The organism is Thalassospira sp. HJ, assembly GCF_000948415.1.
Classification (GTDB): domain Bacteria; phylum Pseudomonadota; class Alphaproteobacteria; order Rhodospirillales; family Thalassospiraceae; genus Thalassospira.
In genome coordinates this window covers 100,186-115,784 of record NZ_JYII01000019.1, presented here as the reverse complement: position 1 = coordinate 115,784, position 15,599 = coordinate 100,186, and the positions used below count along the sequence as shown (strand labels likewise).

General features: G+C 55.4%; 15 protein-coding genes. 14 read left to right on the top strand and 1 reads right to left on the bottom strand.

The annotated features are described in order from the left end of the window. The first annotated feature begins 109 nt into the window (after positions 1 to 109). The 10 genes from UF64_RS14805 to UF64_RS14760 all read left to right on the top strand — a co-directional run bounded on the left by UF64_RS14805 (position 110) and on the right by UF64_RS14760 (position 9,621). A complete protein-coding gene (locus UF64_RS14805; RefSeq protein WP_044829386.1) occupies positions 110 to 622 on the top strand; it encodes a sigma-70 family RNA polymerase sigma factor in 513 nt (170 codons plus the stop codon). 142 nt (positions 623 to 764) lie between these two features. Next, positions 765 to 1,823, top strand: coding sequence for a FecR domain-containing protein (locus tag UF64_RS14800; RefSeq protein WP_044829385.1), 1,059 nt, complete (start codon positions 765 to 767; stop codon positions 1,821 to 1,823). Between the two features lie 222 nt (positions 1,824 to 2,045). Beyond that, positions 2,046 to 4,469, top strand: coding sequence for a TonB-dependent siderophore receptor (locus UF64_RS14795; RefSeq protein ID WP_161794625.1), 2,424 nt, complete (start codon positions 2,046 to 2,048; stop codon positions 4,467 to 4,469). Between the two features lie 7 nt (positions 4,470 to 4,476). Beyond that, positions 4,477 to 5,724 (top strand): MFS transporter, encoded by a 1,248-nt coding sequence (locus tag UF64_RS14790; RefSeq protein ID WP_044829383.1) that lies wholly within the window; start codon positions 4,477 to 4,479, stop codon positions 5,722 to 5,724. Continuing rightward, a complete protein-coding gene (locus UF64_RS19765; RefSeq protein ID WP_052657655.1) occupies positions 5,724 to 6,170 on the top strand; it encodes a hypothetical protein in 447 nt (148 codons plus the stop codon). Before UF64_RS14790 ends, UF64_RS19765 begins: the two co-directional genes overlap by 1 nt. Before the next feature lie 102 nt (positions 6,171 to 6,272). Continuing rightward, positions 6,273 to 7,403, top strand: a complete 1,131-nt coding sequence (locus UF64_RS14780; protein ID WP_044829382.1) for a quinone-dependent dihydroorotate dehydrogenase — start codon at positions 6,273 to 6,275, stop codon at positions 7,401 to 7,403. 123 nt (positions 7,404 to 7,526) lie between these two features. Then, positions 7,527 to 8,408 carry a TIGR01459 family HAD-type hydrolase gene (locus tag UF64_RS14775; RefSeq protein ID WP_044829381.1) on the top strand — a complete coding sequence of 294 codons (882 nt, stop codon included), beginning with the start codon at positions 7,527 to 7,529 and terminating at the stop codon, positions 8,406 to 8,408. Between the two features lie 102 nt (positions 8,409 to 8,510). Beyond that, positions 8,511 to 8,813: a hypothetical protein gene (locus UF64_RS14770; protein WP_044829380.1), complete on the top strand. Its 303-nt coding sequence runs from the start codon at positions 8,511 to 8,513 to the stop codon at positions 8,811 to 8,813. 25 nt (positions 8,814 to 8,838) lie between these two features. Further along, the gene (locus UF64_RS14765; RefSeq protein ID WP_044829379.1) at positions 8,839 to 9,033 is read left to right on the top strand and encodes a hypothetical protein; all 195 of its coding nucleotides are present in this window, start codon (positions 8,839 to 8,841) and stop codon (positions 9,031 to 9,033) included. 129 nt (positions 9,034 to 9,162) lie between these two features. Beyond that, complete coding sequence (locus UF64_RS14760; protein ID WP_044829378.1) at positions 9,163 to 9,621, top strand: pyridoxamine 5'-phosphate oxidase family protein; 459 nt, start codon at positions 9,163 to 9,165, stop codon at positions 9,619 to 9,621. On the opposite strand, the gene UF64_RS14755 is transcribed toward UF64_RS14760, so the two are convergent. Beyond that, positions 9,618 to 10,529: a DMT family transporter gene (locus UF64_RS14755; RefSeq protein ID WP_235285082.1), complete on the bottom strand. Its 912-nt coding sequence runs from the start codon at positions 10,527 to 10,529 to the stop codon at positions 9,618 to 9,620. The genes UF64_RS14760 and UF64_RS14755 overlap by 4 nt on opposite strands. A gap of 196 nt (positions 10,530 to 10,725) precedes the next feature. Here UF64_RS14755 and UF64_RS14750 point away from each other — a divergent pair, with 196 nt between their 5' ends. The 4 genes from UF64_RS14750 to UF64_RS14735 are packed head-to-tail and all read left to right on the top strand — an operon-like array spanning position 10,726 to position 15,489. Further along, complete coding sequence (locus UF64_RS14750; RefSeq protein ID WP_044829377.1) at positions 10,726 to 12,276, top strand: ABC transporter substrate-binding protein; 1,551 nt, start codon at positions 10,726 to 10,728, stop codon at positions 12,274 to 12,276. Beyond that, on the top strand, positions 12,273 to 13,214 hold the full coding sequence (locus UF64_RS14745; RefSeq protein ID WP_044829376.1) for an ABC transporter permease: 942 nt from the start codon (positions 12,273 to 12,275) through the stop codon (positions 13,212 to 13,214). Before UF64_RS14750 ends, UF64_RS14745 begins: the two co-directional genes overlap by 4 nt. Then, the gene (locus UF64_RS14740) at positions 13,211 to 14,053 is read left to right on the top strand and encodes an ABC transporter permease (protein ID WP_082049799.1); all 843 of its coding nucleotides are present in this window, start codon (positions 13,211 to 13,213) and stop codon (positions 14,051 to 14,053) included. The genes UF64_RS14745 and UF64_RS14740 overlap by 4 nt, the downstream gene beginning before the upstream one ends. Then, entirely contained in the window at positions 14,053 to 15,489 is a 1,437-nt protein-coding gene (locus UF64_RS14735) for an ABC transporter ATP-binding protein (protein ID WP_044829375.1), read from the top strand. Before UF64_RS14740 ends, UF64_RS14735 begins: the two co-directional genes overlap by 1 nt. The last annotated feature ends 110 nt before the right edge of the window (positions 15,490 to 15,599 follow it).

Below are 15,599 nucleotides of genomic sequence, written 5' to 3'. Positions count from 1 at the left end.
TGCACAAAATATTAGAGGTTATTGCGAATGATCCGCATTCGAATTTTTGAATGCGGTGGCGGTCGCCGGTTCCAAGGGGGCCGCAAGGCCTGTGCAGGAATGACCAGATTTGGGTAAGCAGCCAAGCAGCATTGATATCTTTGTCACGCACCGTCGGGCGTTGCTGAATTATGCCAGCAGCATCGTCGGCAGCCGTGCGCATGCCGAAGATGTCGTGCAGGAAGCCTGGCTTCGCTTTGACGAGGCATCCAGCGGAAAATTCCTTGAAGATTCGACAAGCTACCTGTTTCGGATCGTCCGAAACCTGGCCTTTGACGGGCAGCGCCGACTAAAGCGCGAAGGGCAGGTCATTACCGATGATGATTTCGAGGCGGCGGCCAATATGCCCGCCAATAGTGCGCCGTCACCGGAAATGGTCGCGCTTTACAAGGACGAATATGCCCTGGTGATGGAGGCGTTGGCAGAGCTGCCGGAACGCACCCGCATGGCATTTGAAATGCATCGGTTTGGCGGGGCGAAGCTGCGCGAAATTGCGCTGGCACTTGATATCTCGTTGCCACTGGCACACCGTCTGGTTGCCGATGCGCTACAACACTGCAAGGAGAGGCTCGGATGGCCTTGATCTTGTTCGGGTTTGGAAAGTTGTATAAAAACGCGCGCGCTAGACGTTTGATCATTAGGGAAACTGTTGCGAAGCGATTTCGCAATTGTTCCGATAGATCACCGGTGCTGTGGACAATACGCGGCAGCGTTGAAGGAAGCTTATGACGGCAGACGCGCAACAGATTGAGAAAATCGCATCTCGCGAAGCGACGGACTGGTTCCTTTTATTGTCCGAGGAACCGGACGACGTATCGTTGCGCCGTGATTTTGAGGCGTGGCTGGCCGAAAATCCCGTCAATCAAACAGCATGGTACGCCATGCAGCAGGCGTCCGAGGCGATGGATAAAACCAAACCTGTTTTGGCGGGCAAATGGCAGCCCCGTTTGGCGGAGGTCCGTGGTGAGGCGGCCAAACCGGCGGGCGCGGAAAATCTCACTAGCATCGCATCGCATCGCCGTCGTAGCGGTTATCAAGCGTCAGGCTGGAAGTTTGGTCGGTTTGCGACGCTTGGTGGCGGTGTTGTTGCCCTGGCGGCGTGTTTGCTGGTTGCTGTAACCGGGCCGTCGGTTCTGCGAGGGATTCAATCAGACTACGCAACCGGAACCGCGGAAACCCGGACGGTGATGCTCGAAGATGGCAGTGCAATTACACTGGCCCCGGAAAGTGCGGTAACGGTTTCGTACAGTGCAGATCAGCGTACCATCGGACTTCTGGAGGGTGAGGCATTCTTTGACGTTGCGACCAATCCCAAACGTCCTTTTGTTGTTGAAGCCGATGAGGTTGAAACAACCGTGCTTGGCACCGGGTTCGAGGTTTTGAGGGCACAGGATGGTGTCGGTGTTTCGGTCGAGCACGGTCAGGTTCGCGTAGATTACGTCAAGGACGGTATCTCGCCAGTCATGGCGACACTCGAAGCCGGGCAATCGGTTCATGTTGATTGGTCGGGTGCGGCAGTTCGCGGCGAGAAACCACTGAGCCAGATTGCGACCTGGCGCGCACATCAGTTGATTGCGCGTGATGAGGCACTTGGGTCGGTGGTTGATCAGATGCGCAGCTACTATGGCGGGAAAATCGTCGTACTGGGTGATGAACTGTCGGCCGAGCCGGTTACAGGCGTTTATAATTTGGCCGATCCGATAGAGGCCCTGTACGGGATTGCCCGCGCTGGCGATGCCGAAATCTGGCAGGTTTCCCCATGGTTGGTGATTGTTTCGCGTTAATTTAACTACGCAAAATCAGTTACTTACAAAAGATCCTCAAAAATTTAGAGAAAAAATGAAACAGGCGACGTTCCATCAATAGAAGCGCCATTGAGAGGCAATCTCATTCGCAATGGCGAAATGCAAACAGGCCAAAAGAAGGTGGAACAGATTGTGACTATGGGGGTTATTACCTGCTTCGGGGGAATGAAACGCACGCTTGCTTTTGCAGGAGCGTTGGCGGTGACGACGGCTTTGAGCTCGGTATGTGGTTCTTTGCCGGTCATGGCGCAGGAAGCGTCTGCATCATCGGCCTTTGCTGAAAAGTTTCAGGCGGTTCAGAATTTTGACATTGCAGCCCAGCCGCTGACTGACGCGCTGGTGGCCTTTGGCCAGCAATCGGGCATTCAGGTGACGGTGAACGGTGACGTTGCGCGCGATGTGTCTGCACCTGCTGTAACGGGGAGCATGTCGAGCGAAGCAGCCCTGCGCCAGCTTCTGGCTGGCAGTGGGCTTACGTTCACGGTTTCCAGATCGACGGTCGAAATCCAGCGCGTGGCTGCAAGCGGCGAAGATAGCAGTGTGCTTCCGGCGGTGGTTGTTGAAGGCAGCACGCGTCGCGGCGCATCAACAGATGTCGTCGATGGCTATATCGCAACGACGAGTGTGAGCGGAACCAAAACCAACACGCCGCTGATCGAAACGCCGCAATCCATTTCGGTTGTCACACGTGATCAGGTTGAGGTCCAGCAGGCGCAAAGCATTGCGCAGTCCTTGCGCTATACATCCGGTGTCGCTGCCGAGGTGCGCGGTTCGGCATCCCGCTATGACATTCCCTATATCCGCGGTTTTGGCTCGCCCAGTGATCCGATCCAGTATCAAGACGGGCTTAATATGGTGCGCGGTCCGGGATATGCCTTTCCGCAGACCGAGACATACGGTGTTGAGCGGGTAGAGGTCCTGAAAGGTCCGGCCTCGACGACATATGGTTCGGCTATGCCCGGTGGTCTGGTCAATGTCGTGACCAAGCGCCCGACCGAGGAAGAGCGCGGTGAGGTCGAGGTTCTTGTTGGCAGCCATGACCGTTATCAGCTGGCAACCGACGTTTCCGGTCCGGTGACCGAAGACAATTCGCTGCTTTATCGTTTTGTTGCCCTGGGTCGCGACAGCGAAACACAGGTGGTCAATACCAAGGAACAGCGCGTTTATGTTGCACCGGCCCTGACCTGGAAGCCGGCCGATGACACCACGCTGACCATGCTGACCCATTATCAGCGCGATCCCGAAGGCGGCTATTACGGTATCCTGCCAACGGTCGGGACGGTCTGGAGCAGCCCCGCTGGTGCCATTCCACGCAGCTTCAATGATGGTGATCCGGCATTTTCCGACTTTGATCGTGAACAGTTTTCTGTGGGGTATGAGTTCGAGCATGTGCTCAACGACACTTGGGCGTTTCGCCACAATCTGCGCTATCTCGACATTGATGTCTCGACCAAGGATATCGCGACCAGCAGCCTTGCAGCAGACAACCAGACGATCAACCGTTATGCCCTGACCACGGACGAACAAACCCGCGGTATCAGTTCGGATTTGCAGGCGCAGGCCGATTTTACCACGGGTATGATCGATCATACCGCGCTGTTCGGGTTTGATTACAAATACTCGGATTCTTCGCAATATCGTCTTTATGGCTCCAGCGCGCCGACGATTGACTATCTCAATCCGGTTTATGGTGTTGCCACGTCTGTATCCCTGTCGTCCTTTGTTGATCAGGACCAGACCATGAGCCAGTCCGGGCTTTATGTTCAGGATCAGCTTGATATCGGCAACTGGAATTTCCTGTTTGGCGGGCGCTATGACAACGTTCAGACCATAACAGACAACCACCGGACCAGCGTGCGTCAGACCCAGAATGATGATGCGTTTACCTGGAAATCCGGCGTTGTTTACAACTTTGAAAACGGCATCGCGCCCTATGTCAGCTATGCGACGTCCTATTTGCCGGTCAGCGGCACCGACTATAGTGGTGACGCAATGGACCCGACGACGGCCGAGCAATATGAAGTCGGTTTGAAATATGAACCGACCAGCTTTGATGCCCTGTTTACCATGGCCTATTTCGACATCACCCAGGAAGATGTCGTCAGCCAGATCAACCCCAACCAGCGCTATCAGACGGGTGAAGTAGAATCCAAGGGTGTCGAGCTTGAAGCCAAGGTTGCCCTGACCGAGCAGACAAACGCGATTGCCAACTTCACCTTCACGGATGCCGAAATCACCAAAAGTGTCGTCAATGATCTTGGCGATGCGCCGATTGCCATTCCCGATATCACCGCTTCGCTTTGGCTCGATCACAAATTTGATCGTGGCTTTGTTGATGGTCTGAAGATTGGTGGTGGCGTGCGTTATGTCGGCGAAACGGTTGGCGGGTATAGCCCGAATGCCGCGAGTGCAAGCGCGCAGCGCATCGATGTGCCGGGCTATACCCTGTTTGATGCCATGCTGGGTTACGATCTTGGGGCGCTTGATAGTAGTCTGGAAAACCTGTCGGCCCAGATGAATATCACCAACTTGGCTGATGAAACCTATGTCACCTGTCTTGCCAATAACTTCTGTAACTATGGCAATGGCCGGACGGTTTATGTCTCGCTGAAATACGCATGGTGAGGCAGGCATGTCTTCGATGATGAATGCAGGTGCGGAGGGGGGTAACCCCTCCGCCTTTCGCCGTCATGCCCTGATCCTGTTTGGGTTAAATGCGCTTTATGTTGGCTTCGGCATGATCATTGGTGTGGTCAATGGCGGCCTGCCGACCGTGATGCGTGCGCAGGGGATCGATATATCGACCGCGGGCTGGCTGTATCTTTTGTATTTGCCCTTTGGCCTGACGTTTTTGTGGGCGCCGGTGATTGACCGATTGCGCGTGCCGTTTTTATCGCAACGGGTTGGCTGGATAGTCTCCATGCAGGCGCTTGCGGTTCTGGGGCTTGTGGTTGTTGCCTTCAACGAAGGGCTGGCACCACTGGCGCTTTTTGTTCTGGGTTTTGGCATCGTCCTTGCCATTGCGACCATGGACATCGCGCTTGATGCTTTGGCGGTAAAGCTTGTCGAGGCCGACTGGCGACCGAGTGCATCTGCGACCAAGCTTGCCGCACTGTCGGCAGGCAGCATGATCGGCGGCGGGGCGTTTGTTGCCCTTGCCGGTGATCTTGGCTGGCAGCTGACGTTTCTTATCCTGGCCGCTGTGCTGGTGGTTCTTCTGTTTCCGGTTTTATCGCTGCGCAAATTTGACGGGCAGGAAAGTGCGGCTTCAGAACAGGCTGAGGCGATCAGCGGTGGTGCCAGTCTTCTGCGGCTGTTGCGTGACCGGGCTTCGCGCAACAGGCTGATCATCCTGTGTGTTGCCTGTGGCATCATGTTTCCGCTGGTCGGGCTGAACAGATTGATGCTGGTCGATACTGGCGTGCCGGTATCCGAGATCGGCTGGATCGTCGGGACGCTGGGGCCGATTGCGATGTTGGCAACCTCGGCAGTGTCGATCCCGTTGATGCGTTATCTGGACCTTGTGCGAACGATGCTGATCTTTGCCGTCATTGCCTTGGCTTCCCTTGCTGCGATGCTTGTTGGCTATTCCATCGAGCATCAGCTGATTGCGATTGTTGGCGCGGTGGCGATTGGCGCCGGGGTCAGTGGCGTTTACGTCACAATTGCCGCCAAAATCCTTGGCTGGTCAGTTGGGGCGCAGCCCGCAACCGATTATGCCGCCTATTACGGGATCAGCCGGTTTGTCAGCACGCTGATGACGGTTGGTGCGACCCAGATCGTACCGCTTTTGACATGGGGCCTGTTTTACGGGGCCGGTGCGGTTGCATTCCTTGTGATGGTGTTCCTGTTGCTTGTCCTGTTTGGAAGAAATGACTGATGACTGTTGATCATTCCGTTTCCGCCGGTTTCATCGGCCCGGCCCCGCGCGCAGATTTTTTTGATCTTGGCCACTGGCCAGTCGTGTTTGTCCGCTTTCCCGAACTTCACGAAGAAGACCGTGTGAATGGCGTGCTTGAAGGGCTGGCAAGTTTGCTTGCGCAGGAGAAGCCGTTTGTCGCGGTCTGGATCCCGGCGAGCCACGATCATGATGACGAGCCACATGAGGATGAGAAAACATCCAATATCTGGATCAAGAACCATCGTGAGGCGCTTAATACCTATTGCAAGGGCTATGTCTATGTGACGACGGATGCGGAACTCGGCGCGCTTCTGACCAAGCGGATCGATACGATTTCTGGCCGGTTGTTCAATTTCCCGATGGAGGTCGTTGCTGATCGCGATACCGCACTTGTAAGCGCGCGCCGCATGCTTGATCAGGCATAAAATTGGCCATATTCCAACAGGGCAGGGCGCGATTGTTCCTTGCCCTGTCGGGCGTCCACGCGTAAGAACAGGGCATGTCTTTACAAGCACGGAGTGTGACGCGTGGGGTGGTATAAGTCACTGGTTTTGCCGATTGTCCGCTGGATCGATGCCGAGACCGCCCATGGTCTGGCGATCTGGGCGTTGAAAAACAATCTGGTGCCGCGCGATGATGACGCGACGGACGCAACCCCGATCCTCGAGACCGAGGTTCTCGGACGCAAATTCGCCAATCCGGTCGGGCTTGCTGCCGGATTTGATAAAAACGGCGAAGTCCCCAACCAGATGCTGTCGCACGGCTTTGGCTTTGTTGAGATCGGCTCGGTCACACCATTGCCCCAACCGGGCAACCCGAAACCCCGTCTTTTCCGGCTTTATTCCGACCGCGCGGTGATCAACCGCATGGGGTTCAATAATGACGGGGCGGAGGCCGTTGCCAATCGCCTGCGCAAACGCGCGCGGCGTGGCATACTTGGTGCCAATCTTGGCAAAAACAAATATTCCGAAGATGCCGCAAGTGATTACGCCAAGGGGGTTGAGGCACTTGGCCCCTATGCCGATTATCTGGTGGTCAATGTTTCCTCGCCCAACACGCCGGGCCTGCGTGCGCTTCAGGGCCGTGCGCCGCTTGAAAAGCTTCTTAAGGCCGTGATCAAGGCGCGCAATAGCTTTGCCAAGGGTGTGCCGGTGTTGCTCAAGGTCGCGCCGGACCTGACCGAAGAAGACAAATCCGACATTGCGGCTGTGGTGACCAAGGTGAGGCTTGATGGCATGATCGTTTCGAACACAACGATTGATCGGCCCGTCGGGCTTAATTCCTATGATCAGGATGAAAAGGGTGGCCTGTCCGGCCCGCCATTGATGGCGCCCTCGACCAAGGTTCTGGCCGATTTCTATCGCCTGACCGAGGGTAAGGTGCCGCTGATCGGGGTTGGCGGCATTGCATCGGGCAAGGATGCCTATGAGAAAATCCTCAATGGTGCGTCGCTTGTGCAGCTTTATTCCTCGCTGGTCTATCACGGTGTGGAGCTTGTGGCCGAGATCAAGGAAGACCTGTCACGGCGTCTGCGCAAGGATGGTTTTGCCAATGTCGCGGATGCGGTCGGGGCCGCCTTCCCGGAAATTTCGGGCAAGAATATTCCGGTCGATGAGGCCCGCGCTGCGCGCGAGGCCGAGGCCGCCAAGAAGGATTGAGCTTGTGGATCGTGGTTCCGGCTTTCGCGGGAATGACGGTGCCAGTCCAACATTTTGTCATTCCCGCGCAGGCGGGAATCTCGACCTGCATCTCACAATTATCAAATTAAAACGGATAGACGCATGCAAACCGCCTCCTACGAAATGATCAATGGCCTGTCCGAGGTGATTGGCAAATATGATGCCGTGATCCTTGATCTTTGGGGCGTGGTGCATGACGGGGTCACACCCTATCCAAGCTCGATTGCGGCGATGACGGCCCTTAAGGAGGCCGGCATTCCGGTAGCCCTTCTGTCGAACGCGCCGCGTCGTTCCTCGGTCGTGGTCAACCGGATGGAAGATATGGGCATTTCGCGCGATCTGTATGGTCCGGCGGTTGCTTCGGGCGAGGTCGCCTATGCCCAGCTCGTTGCGCGCTCTGATCCCTGGTACGCAAAGCTTGGTCGCAAGGTCCTGATGGTCGGGCCGGTGCGCGACATGTCGATGTTTGAAAATCAGGATGTCGAAATCGTCACCGAAGTCGATGATGCCGACTGGGTCCTGATCACCGGTCCGAACGAGGATCACGATCCGGTGTCGAAATACGAGGACCTTCTGCATGCGCTTAAGGCCCGTGACCTGCCGGTGCTGTGCCCGAACCCCGACCGCGAAGTGATCCGGGGCGGCAACCGCATCATCTGTGCCGGTGCCATTGCCGGGCGCTATGAAGAGCTTGGCGGCAATGTGCGCTGGGAAGGCAAGCCGCTGGCAAGTGCCTATGACTTCTGCCTGCAGGCGTTTGACAAGGGCCCGGATGCGAAGCTTCTGGTCGTCGGCGACAGCATCTCGACCGATATTGCCGGCTCCAACAATGCCGGTCTTGACGTCGTCCTCGTCACCGGCGGCATCCATGCCGATGAACTTGGTGCCCCGCGCGGCACCCTGCCGGAACGGGAAAAGCTTGATGCACTTCTGGCCGCCACGGGCCGTCACATCACCTATGCGATGGGGGATTTCTGCTGGTGAGCGAGACGCTATATAAAAGTGGTTTTTTATCTTAAAGTTACGTCTCTGCTTGGTATTGTAACTTTATGGAACACGATATGACTGAATAAGGTTGGAAGTGTGATGTCAAATTTTACAAAAATTGCGAAAAGATTCTTCAACTCCGATAAAGATTACGCCCTTGTTTTGATGAAGCGCGGTGATGATATCGTTTGTGTTGTGAAATCTCCTAGTGATGATATTTCCAGTAAAATTATGCCGATTGAAGAGGGTATTAAACTTTTCCTTTTGCATAAAGGTAATGTTCATTTTGAATCATATAATTTTGTTGTGATTGATGATGATGATTTGTGGAACGGTATTTGGGGGAACTTGGTTCCTGATCCCGACCGAACAACCCAGCTTATTGGGAAACCAATGGTATAAAGTTTACTTTGGAAAAAGAAGGCGGATGCGCGAGATAACGATTAAAGAGTTGGCAGCGAAAGTCAGTCAGAAGAAAGCCGAGATGGGCTATTCTGGCGGTGGTTTCGTGCAGCCAAATTCTGGTCGTCGCCGCACCGAAAGCAAGCGTGCCTTATTGCGCAATATTGCCGCTGCTGCCAGGGCGCGTGGTGAAGAGCCGACTTTCAAGGCCAACTATTAAGCTGTTTTGATGGCTGCTGACATCGCTGTTGATCGTGCCCGCTTTTCGATTGGAAAGCGGGTTTTGTTTTGTTGGTCAGGCGTGGGTGATAGGGTGATCGCGCACCCAAAGTTATAAAGGAAATGCCCGATGCTGATCGATGACGTCCGTGATTACGCCAGTCGTTCGGTTTTGTGTTGGATGGCGACGTCGTCTGACGCCGGGCCGTCGGTTAGTCCCAAGGAAATTTTTGCGTGTTTTGGGGATGATCGGATCATCATTGCCAATATTGTTTCCCCGCAGTCGGTACAGAATATCGCCCGTGATCCGCGTGTTTGCATCAGTTTCGTTGATGTGTTTTCACAACGTGGCTGGCAGCTTTATGGCATGGCAATCCTGATGCGCAAAGGTGACGCCGGGTTTGAAGATCGCCAAGCGATCCTGCAAGACATGGCAGGCGATGCCTTTCGGGTGGCGACCCTGTTTGATGTCACGGTCACCAAGGCCAATGAAATATTGGCCCCAAGCTATCGTTTCAAAAAGGATGTGACTGAGGCCGATATGCGCGAAGGAGCCATGCGGACCTATGGCGTCAAACCACGCGATTAGGTCTCAGACGCCACCTTGCTTTCGCGGAAGATGACGAACAGGCCGCTTGCGGTAATGATCGCGGCCCCGACAAAGGTCAGCATATCGGGCGTTTCGCCCCAGAACAGCCAGCCAAGCGCGGTGGCCCAGATCAGAGCTGTGTAGTCAAACGGTGCGACTGTCGGGGCCTCGGCAAAGCGGAAGGCCTGGGTGATCATGGCCATGCCGAGCGAGCCACACAGCGCAATCGCCAGAAACAGCCAGATGTCCTCTGCCCGGACCGGGCTCCAGACAAACAGCACCGGAATGCTGGTCAGGATGGCACTGGTCAGGCTGAGATAAAGCAACAATGTCCACATGGTTTCGCGGGTGTCGACAAAGCGGGCACTCAGCATCAGGATCGCATAGGTAAACGCGGTCGCAATCGGCAGAAGTGATATCAGCTCAAACGTTGCCGCCCCCGGCCGGACAATCACCAGAACACCGAGAAAACCAACACTGACAGCCAACCAGCGCCGCCAGCCGACCCGGGCAATGAAAATGGCTGACAGGGCGGTGATGAAAAGCGGGGCAACGAAGGCCAGTGCGGTGGCCTCGGCCAGGCCGAGGTGATGGATGCTGGTAAAGAACATCACGGTGGCGGCAATCCAGATCACGCCGCGCATGAAATGCACTCCCACCCGGGTCGAGCGCAACCCGCGATAGCCGCCCATCTTAAGGGCGAGCAGGAAGGCAAAGGGAAGGGCGATGATGTTGCGCAGGAAGATGATCTGGAACGGGGAATAATGATCCATCAGGCTTTTGGCCAGCGCATCATTGATGCAAAGTGCGGCCACTCCGCCACACATCGTCATGATGCCGGCAAGGTTGTTCTGGCGTGAAGGCGTTTGGCTGGCCAATGGGGCTTCCTGCTGTGTGGTGGGGCGCATTTCCACCTTTAGGGCAATTGCGATGATGTGACCAGAAAAGAAGTTGGTCGGTATCGGTTTGACGTCATCTGCCCACGATTTCAAGCCGATCACAAACTTAATTGAGAGTACTTCGCAAAACTGATTGACATTGAAGTCGGGATCGGATTTGTAACGTTACGTTATAACATTACATTTGTGATTTCAGGAGTTCACAATGACCCAATCGGTTTTGCGCAACCTGTGTGCATCGGCCGGAATTCTGGCGCTTACGATGACAACCGGGTTTTCTGCGCCTGTAATGGCTGCGGCTGATGATGAAGTCCTTGATATTGCCAGCCCGCTTGAGATTTCCGGGCTTGATCCGGCCAAGTCGGGATATGTTTTTAGCCGCATGCAGGCAGCTGAAACTCTGTTCACCGTCAACCGTCAGGGTCAACTGGTGCCGATGCTGGCAAGCGACACTCATGTCAGCGATGACGGTCTGATCTGGCATATTGAGCTGCGTGATGGTGTTGAGTTCCATGATGGCAGCGCCATGACGGCAGAGGTCGTGGCAAGTGACCTCAAACGTGCATTTGATCGCCCGGGCGTTTTGGGTCGTGCACCGATCACGGGGATTTCAGCGGAAGGTAATGAAGTCGTCATTACCTTGTCAGAGCCGTTTTCCATGTTGTCGGCCTTTCTGGCCCATTACAGCACCATTATTCTGGCACCGAAATCCTTTGATGAAGTTGGCGATGTTACTGCGATCATTGGTACCGGGGCCTATCGCGTGGATGAAGTGATCCCGCCGTTGCGTGTCGGGATGAGCGCCTTTGAAAACTGGTGGAATGGCAAGGCAGAGATTGAAAAGGTCAGCTACCTTGCTGTTTCGCGTGGGGAAACCCGTGCCATGATGGCGCAAAGCGGGGATGCTGATCTGGTTTTGTCTTTGCTGCCGGTTGCGGTCAATCAGTTGAATAATGATCCATCGGTCAATGTCGAGATCGCGACCATTCCGCGTACCCGTCTTTTGAAATTCGATGTGTCAAAGCCGTTCTTTGATGACGTGATCGAACGTCAGGCGCTGAGCCTTGCGATTGACCGTAAGGCGATTGCTGCTGTGGTCATGCGCAATGTTGATCTTGCGGCAACCCAGATGTTCCCGCCATCAATTGTTGGCTGGAACAATCAACAGATCCCGGCTTTTGAATTTGATCCGCAAAAGGCGCGCGATCTTCTGGCCGAGGCGGGCTGGGTCGAAGGATCAGACGGCATTCTTGAAAAGGATGGCAAGCGTTTCTCAATCACGTTGCGCACCTATGCCAGCTGGCCGGACCTTCCTTTGATCGCGACCGCGCTTCAAAACCAGTTGAAAGCGGTGGGTATCAATCTGGAAATCTCCGTTGGAAGCTATACCGAAATTCCGTCGGGTCATGCAGATGGCACCCTTGAGATCGCGCTGATCACACGCAGTTTCTCGATGGTGCCTGATCCCTTGGCAACCGTGATGGCCGATTACGGTCCCGGTGGTGCAGATTGGGGGGCGATGAACTGGAACAATGACGAGGCCGCTGATCTTCTTGCCGCACTTGGTCGCACGACCGACAGTGCTGTCCGCGCCGATATGCAAAACCAGCTAACATCGATACTGCAATATGAGTTGCCGACCATTCCGGTGGTCTGGAGCGAACTGGCCGTGGCGACAACGGACAAACTTGAAAACCTGTTTGTCGACCCGTTTGAGCAGAACTACTACCTGTCTGATCTTCGGTGGGTAAAATGAAGCAACTGATTGCAACCCGTTTGTTTCAGCTGGTTGCCGTTGTCCTGATTGTCGGATCGATCAGCTTTGCGCTGATGTATTTCCTGCCGGGTGATCCGGCCTTGCGCATTGCCGCAGGTCGCTATGGTCCGGACATGATGGATAATGCGATATCGGATATGGTCCGGGCCGAACTTGGCCTGGACCAGCCGGTATTGTTCCGGTTTCTGGCGTGGATGGGGGACTTGATCCGCTTTGATCTTGGCCACTCGCTGGTGTCTGGTGCGCCGGTTCTTCATGAAATTGCCCTTCAGCTTGGTTATACCCTTTGGTTGGCAGCACTTGCCTTTGTGCTGGCGCTTGTGATCGGCCCGCTTGTCGGGGCGATTGCCGGGTTGTTCCCGGGATCAATCTTTGATCGGGTCAGTCTTCTGGTTGCGGTTGCCTTGCGCGCCGTGCCGCCCTTTGTGCTGGCGATTGTTTTCATGATGGTGTTTGGCGTGACATTGCGCTGGTTTCCGACCGCCGGATTTGGCGGCTGGAGCAACATGGTCCTGCCATCCCTGACACTCGCACTTGGTCTGGCGGCGATGTCATCAAGGGTGATGCGTGACGCCATGAGCGAAGTGGCTGCAAGTCCGTATTTTGCCCATGGCCGCTATAAGGGGCTGTCAGACCGCACTGTCGTGATGCGCCACGGCATACGAAACGCGTCGTTACCAGTGGTGACCTATCTTGGTTTGCAGATGGTTTATCTGGTCGAAGGCGTGGTGGTGGTTGAATCCATCTTTGCCTTTCCGGGCATTGGTCATGCACTGGTCCATGCGATCATTGCGCGTGATGTGCCGATGGTGCAGGGAACGGCGCTGGCGATGGGCGGCTTGTTTGTACTGCTGAACATCATTGTCGATCTTATGTGTTTGCGTCTTGATCCCCGTCTGGGTCGGAGGGCCGCATGAATACAGCATCTTTAACCCACTTGCCGGTCGAGCTGCGCGATGGTGCCAAACCGGCCTTCTGGCAGCCGGTGCGTATTGTCGGTGCGGTGATCCTTCTGGCCCTTTTGGCGTTTGCCTTTGTCGGGCCCTTGGTGATCGGGGCCGATCCGCTTTTTCAGGATTATCTTGCGGTGCTTGTCGCGCCGGGTGATCCGGCCCACTGGTTGGGTACGGACCATTTCGGGCGATCCATGGCCGCACGCCTGGTGCACGGGGCGCAGCTTTCCTTTGTCATGGCCTTTGTTACAGCACTGAGTGCCGCTGTGCCGGGCATTGCTCTTGGCATTCTTGCGGCCAGCCGGGGTGGTTGGGTCGAGCGCGGGCTTGTTGCCCTGTCTGACATTGTTCTGGCTTTGCCCGGATTGTTGTTGGTGCTTTTGTTGATGGCGTTTGCGCCGGGCAAGTTCGGACCACTTTATCTTGGTCTTGCGCTTTATCTGTGGGTGGAGTTTTTCCGCGTGGCACGGATTGAAACGGCGCGTGTTTTGGCTTTGCCCTGTTGTGAAGCCACCCGGTTGCTGGGCTTTGGGCCGTTTTACGTGTTTGGCCGGATCGTTTTGCCCGCACTTGCGGGGCCGATGATGACGCTGTTTGCCTTTGCCATGGGCTCGGCCATCATTGCGGTCAGTACATTAAGCGCCATTCATGTGGGGCTTCGTCCGCCGACCCCGGAACTTGGCGCGATGATTGTCGAACTGATGCCCTATTACAGCGAAGCCCCGCTTCAGGTTCTGATGCCCGCAGGCGTGATTTTCCTGCTGGTTCTGTCGCTTCAGTTGCTTGCCGGGAGGAAAAGCTGATGAGTTCTGAAATCAGACTGGAAAACCTCAGCATCAAGACCCGCGATGGCACGGTTCTGGTGCGTGATGTGTCTTTTGCGTTTGGTTCGGGCAATCCAATCTGTCTGATTGGGGAAACCGGATCAGGCAAAAGCCTTGTCATGCATGCGGTGATGGGCAGCCTGCCCGATGAATTGATCTGCGAAGGGGCCATCTTGCTTGATGGTGAAAACCTTCTGGCATTGTCAGCCGCAGCACGCCGCGCATTGTGGGGGCGGAAATTTTCGTTATTGCCGCAAGAACCATCGCGATCGCTTGATCCGACGATGACTATCCGGTCACAAGTCGCCGAGATTTATCCGGCCTTGCACCGGGCCTCATGGAACGATGCCAAGACCCGTGCGATGAAGGATTTGCAATCGGTGGGGCTTGATCACGCGGCCAGATCATTTCCGTTCGAGCTGTCTGGTGGTATGGCGCAGCGTGCGTCAATTGCCATGGCGCATGCGGCGGGAAGCATGGTGCTTCTGGCGGATGAACCGACCAAGGGGCTTGACCGTGCCCTTTGTGATGTTGTCGCCGGGATGATCAATCATGAAGTATCACTTGGCCGTGCAGTGATGGTGATTACCCATGACCTTGAGCTTGCCATGCAGACCACGGGCATGATCGGCGTCATGCGCAATGGCGTGCTCGTGGAATTGGGCAAGGCCGATAGCGTGCTTCATGCACCAGTTGACGCTTACACCAAATCACTTGTTGCTGCCTTGCCCAGCCAGTGGGAAGCATCTTCGCAAAACACGCATGAGCCTGGAAAGCCGGTGATTGCAGCTCGCAGCCTTGGCAAGTCCTTTGGCGAGAGGGCGCTTTTCAAAGAGCTTGACCTGACATTGCGATCTGGCGAGATCACGGTTGCGCTGGGGCCAAGTGGCTGTGGCAAAAGCACGCTCGGCAATATCCTGCTGGGATTGATCAAGGCCGATTTCGGTACAGTCGAAAGACCGGGAAATCTGCCTGCCTTCAAATACCAGAAAATCTATCAGGACCCGCCAGCCGCCTTCATTCCCCATCAAACGCTTGGTGATGCCTTTGGCGATTTGCGCAAACGTCATGGCATTGATGGAGCGTCGATCAACCGGATATTTGATGATCTGGGGCTTGAGCCTGGATTGCTGGCCCGTCGTCCCGATGCGATTTCCGGCGGGGAGCTGCAACGCTTTGCCATTGCGCGGGCTTTGTTGCTTAAACCTGCGATGCTATTTGCCGATGAAGCAACATCGCGCCTTGATCCAGTCAGTCAGAAACGGGTGATTGACCTTCTGGTCGCACAGGTACGCGAACGCAATCTGGCCCTGATGCTGGTGACCCATGATCATGTTCTGGCAAACAAGATTGCCGATCACGTGATTGATCTGAGCTCTTTATCTAGCAATGGGGAGCAAAGGACTGCTGCCTAAGGGGTGGCATAGCCCAGCTTGGTGAGGCCCGACCCAATACAAAACGCCGCCCGATCACGGGCGGCGTTTTGCGGTTTGATCGGCTTTGAGGAGACGATCATACGGATGCT